Consider the following 4,908-nt stretch of genomic DNA (forward strand, 5'->3'; position numbering starts at 1 on the left):
CCAGCCAGTAATACAGGGGCGGGTGGCTGTCCCGCATCAGGTTGCGGGCCACCTCCAGCCAGCCATAGGAGCTGACCTGCCAGAGGACATGCTTCTCGTCGAACAGGGCCAGACCCCGCGGGGCCAGGACCAACGCGACCCCGAAGGCACAGGCGGTCGCGACCAGCCCGGCAGCGCGGATCGCCCATATAGATGGGCCCGACGGCTTCTGGCATTTAGCGTTCGAAGCGATTAAGGAACAGCCATCCATAGATCCATCCCGTCTCCGTTGGGAACATCCACACGGGTCGTTGAGTGAGGATCTGGCCTTCGTAGAGAATCTCCAACCATCCTAAAGCAGGCCGCCTTCCCGCCAGCGGCGGGCTGATCCAGACTTCCGTCAGCCCTCCCGGAGATCGAACTCGGGCCTCGGGGATCGGGTAGAGGCGTTCCAGAGGGATGATCTCCCCCGCACCCCGGATTTGAACCCTCCACCTTCCGGTGGAGACTTCATCCAGACTCCGCCATTGAAAGCGCGCTTGCACCCGCCATCCCTGGGGGCTCTCCAGCAGGCGGACCATCGGTGGATCCAGCTCAACCGGCCCCCGTTGGATCGCCCCGATGCGCAGGGGCTCCCGTCGCGGCTGGACTTCGATCTCTCCCAAGGTCCAGACATCGCCCGCCGGATCGGCGAGGGGCAACCGCGGGAAGCCGGGCGTTCCGGTCTCATACCACCCGACGTTCACCCGATAGCGGCCCGGAGGGACGTTCAACGGGATCAGCAGGCTCCTCCGGATCTCCATCACCTCCCCGGGCATCCACTGGTTCACCGGGGGATCCGGTTCCGCGTCCCAATTCGCCCAAAGCTGGCCGGCGAGATCCGTCAGGTGCAGGAACATCGTCCATCGACGGTCCGTGGCGCGTTCTGTTGTCCATTCCAATGCAATGGAGAGCGGCTCTCCCGCTCGCAGCACCTGATCCACCCACCCCACCCGCTCCAGGCGCAACCCGTTCTCCCATCGAATCCGGGCTTCTTCCCATATCCGGGGCGGCTGCGCACGCGTCAGGTGGAAAATGCTGGCCCGCCGCTCCGGAACCGGATGATCCACTTCGATGTGATAGTCGACGGTATGGGTCTCCCGGAGCCCCTGGATCCATCCCTCCCATATTCCACGATACAGTGACACCCCGATGAACCAGAAGGAGTCCGAGCGGCTTACGACGGCGCCCCGCTGAACGGGATCGCTCCAATCGTAGGCACGGGAAAGCGGATACTCCGGCCACAGCGCATGCCACCAAGCCTGTATCAAAATCGGATTGGAGGGATCCGCAAGGCTCAGAACACTGATCTCCCGTGTGTCCCCGGCATCGGGCTTTCCGATTAACATGGGGAACCCGCTCAATCCGATCAGGCCCGGGATCAGCCAGACCGCCAGCATCCACCTGTGGCGGACGAACAACGCCAGCGCCCAGGTCAGGAAGGGGACGAGCAGCATGGCGAAATAGCGTGCCCCAAAGAACGGCCAGCGCAGAGCCAGCATCGATCCAACTACCAAGGGAATCCAGACCATCGCCCCCAGCGTGGTCCAGCGCGCTGGTAGGCGGGGCCGCGGCCTCACGAGGGCGGCCGCCAGCGCGAGGATCGCGGCGGCCAGTCCGCCGGCGCGGGCGAAGGCCCCATCGGCCAAGGGGCCGCTCAGGAGGTTGGCCCAGAAGTGTTCCACCACCTCCCATGGAAGCGGGCGAACCGGGATGGCGGACAGGTTGCGCACCGTGGTATCCACGCTTCCCGCGTAGGCCTGAAGCAACCACCCGAAGAACAGGGCGGCGAGGAGCGTGAAGCCCCCCAGCGCGGTCCGCCAGCCCGCCGGACGTCGAAGCAGGACGAAGAGGACCTGGACGGCGACCAGGAGGGCGCCGTAGTAATGCGTGAACAGCAACACCCCGCTCCCCAGCACCCATCCCCACTTCCACCAACCGGATGAGGCCGGTCGATCCAGCCATCGGAGCCATGCCCAGGTTAGGAAGGCCCCCAGGGCGATCACCAGGCCATACATTCGAATCAGCGAAAGCTGGAAAAGATAGAACGGGTTCAGCATCAGGAAGAGCATCACCATCCATCCCAGACGCCTGCCGCCGATCTGGGTGCCCAGCCGAAAGCCCAGGGGAAGGGCCGGCAAGCCCAGCAACACTGAGAAGGCCCGATACGCCCATGGCCGGTCGAAGCCCCCGATCTGCCACCAGAGCCAGATCAACCAGTAGTAGAGCGGCGGGTGACTATCCCGCATGAGATTGCGGGCGATCTCCAGCGGATTGTAAGAAGTCGCCTGCCAGAGCACGTGCTTCTCGTCGACGTGGGCCAGCTCCACCGGCGCCAGCGCGAGGGCGACCCAGAAGGACAGGAAAACTACCAGGACGCCGCCCCATAAGGTGCGAAGCCTCATCCAGCCTTCCTCCTACGGCATTCGGTTCCAGAAGATCCAGGTGTAGTTCCACGCCCACCGCTGCCGGGAGCGGGTCGGAAGATCGGCGGAGACCCTATCTTCCCCGCAGATCACCACCACCCGCTTCGTTTCTTCCTCGGGGGGAAATCTGCCCTCCCATGCCCCGAAAAGCTTGGCCCTTCCCAGACGCCTCCCTCCCTCCAGGCCAGTGATCGGCTTCAGCGACCGGAGACCTCCTCGGGCTTCCACCAGGACCTCCGGAGGGCGGATCTCCGCCTCCGCCCCAGTGGTCTCCCACACGAGCTCGACACGCAGTCGGTCGGGTTGCCCAGGGATCGGGAAGATATCTGGGCCCTTTTGCTGGTAGGCGGTCAGGCGAATCCCATTCAGCGATAGCAGCACGATATCACCGCATGGGTGCCTCCACAGACGGCCGATCAGCGGCGGGCGGGGCTGTAGGGCGAGCTCGCCCAGGGCTGCCGCATCCGCACCGTCCACGGTGGGCAGGCGCGGCCATCCGCCGGACCCGGTCGGATACCATCCGACGGCCACCCGATAGCGATCGGCTGGAATCCCGGAAGGCACCTCCAACGCCCGCCAGAGGGTGATCGGCACACCGGGCTCCAGAGCGGTCGTGGGGACGGGGGGCTCCGCATCGCTCCCGGAAATCCAGCGGCCCGCGGGGTCCAGCAGGTGGATGAAGAGCGTATAGGCCTGTGAGATCCGCTCCGAGGCCCGGATCTGCAGGCCCACCCGTAGGATCCCGGGCGGCCCCTCGCGATCCAGGGCGGCCGCTTCCACGACCAGCCCGTCCGCAAAGCGCGCTCGGATCGGTCGCCAGACCGGGGTTTCAGGTGGCGGCACATACCGGACGAGGACAGCATCCGCCGGGAGGGGCCAGACCCTCAACTCATCCCGGATCCAGCCCGCGAGGGCCTCCTCCACCGGCGCCCAGTTCCCCCGATAGGCCGGAACCCCCAGGAGCCAGACGACCGGTCGATCGCGCAGCGCCGCGCGCCATTCCGCTTCCTCATTGAGATCGAACAGCCGCCATGGGAGGTCCGGCCCGTGCATCAACAGGGCCTGATAATGCCACGGGGCCTGAACGATCACCACGTCCCCGGGAGCGGCGTGCTCCCGAAGATAGACCCCGATCTCGGCATACCAGGGGTTGTTCTCCGGCAGCTGCACATATCCGGCCATCGCCCGGGAGAGCCCGATCAACCCGATCAGCCCGGCCAGCCCTAAGAAGGCGGCGCGGAGCCCCCGAGGCGCCCGGGCCAGCAGAAAAGCGATCCCCAGCCAAAGAGGCGGGAGGGCGACCACCGCGTAGCGGGCAGCGAAGAAGTTATAGCGCCATCCGCCGATCAGGAAGCCGGCTAGGGGGATCGCCCCCAACAGGACCGATGCGGGGACCGGAATCCTGCCGCGCGCGGCCCATCCCAGGGCACCCAGGAAGAGCGCCCCCAACGCGCCGCCGGCCGCCAGGGCGAGCCGGGCGTCCGCCGCCCACCCGCTCCACAGCGTGAGCCAGAGGTTGAGGAGCATCTCGGGCGGCCCCGGGCGGATGCCGGGGTTGCCCTGATGGCGGATCACGATGGCGATCGCAGGGAGGAGGGCGATCGCTGACCAGAGGACGCCGGCGAATCCGGGGATCCCGGCGCCCAGCGCCGCGGCCAGCCAGCGGGCGCGCTCATAGGGCCGTCGGAGCAGCCAGAGGACGGTCGCGGCGACCAGGAACGCGCCGTAGTAGAACGTGAAGAAAAGCAACAACCCGCTCAGCCCCCAGGCCAGGGCGCGGCCGGGCGTGGGCCGGCGATCGGCCCGCACCGCCAGCCAGAGGGTCAGCGCGCTCAGCATCAACGTCAGGCCGTAGGCTCGCAGAAACAGCAGCATTCCCATGGCGAAGGGATTGAAGGCAAGAAGGACAGTCAGGACGCGGGCGGCCCGGCGATCGCCCAGAGCCCACGCCAGCCGGAGCATCAAGGGATAAAACGGGAAAGCCAGAAACAGCCCGACGAAATACAGCATGGGGACGGTGCGAAAGAGGGGGGCCTGCTGGATCGCCCACAAAACGATCGGATAAAGCGGCGGCTGGCCATCTAAGCGGATCTGGGCGGCGATCAGCCCAGGGAGATCGTGGGTGCGAATCACCCAGACGATGTGGGCCTCGTCGTTGTGGGCCAGGGAGGGCCGCCAGAGGGCTAGGGCCAGCATCCAGGCGGCGAGCAGCCATAGCGTGCTAATCGAAAGCCACCCGGTCTTTCTCATCGCTCATCCCATCCGGCGAATCGCCAATAGCGCGGCCAGACCGGCGATCAGAAGGGTAGCCCCACTAATGATTGCCCCCACATAAAAGCTCCATGGCCGGTAACGGAAGATCACCTCGCTCTCTCCGGCTGACAGCGGGACCGCCATCAAAACGACGTTGGCTCGCACGAGCGGGGCCGGCTGGCCGTTGACCAGCACTTCCCACCCTGGATAC

The 4,908-nt window shown here is 66.4% G+C and carries 3 protein-coding genes; all 3 read right to left on the reverse strand.

The features are described 5' to 3' along the window. Positions 1-215: 215 nt before the first annotated feature. The gene (locus NZM16_RS09285; protein ID WP_295480080.1) at positions 216-2,423 is read right to left on the reverse strand and encodes a glycosyltransferase family 39 protein; all 2,208 of its coding nucleotides are present in this window, start codon (positions 2,421-2,423) and stop codon (positions 216-218) included. Positions 2,424-2,435: 12 nt separating this feature from the next. Continuing rightward, on the reverse strand, positions 2,436-4,694 hold the full coding sequence (locus tag NZM16_RS09290) for a hypothetical protein (RefSeq protein ID WP_295480083.1): 2,259 nt from the start codon (positions 4,692-4,694) through the stop codon (positions 2,436-2,438). Between the two features lie 3 nt (positions 4,695-4,697). Then, positions 4,698-4,908, reverse strand: a 211-nt coding sequence (locus tag NZM16_RS09295) for a YfhO family protein (protein WP_295480084.1), incomplete at its 5' end; no start/stop codon positions are given.

The organism is Thermoflexus sp. (assembly GCF_025055495.1).
In the GTDB taxonomy this organism is placed as follows: Bacteria; Chloroflexota; Anaerolineae; order Thermoflexales; family Thermoflexaceae; genus Thermoflexus.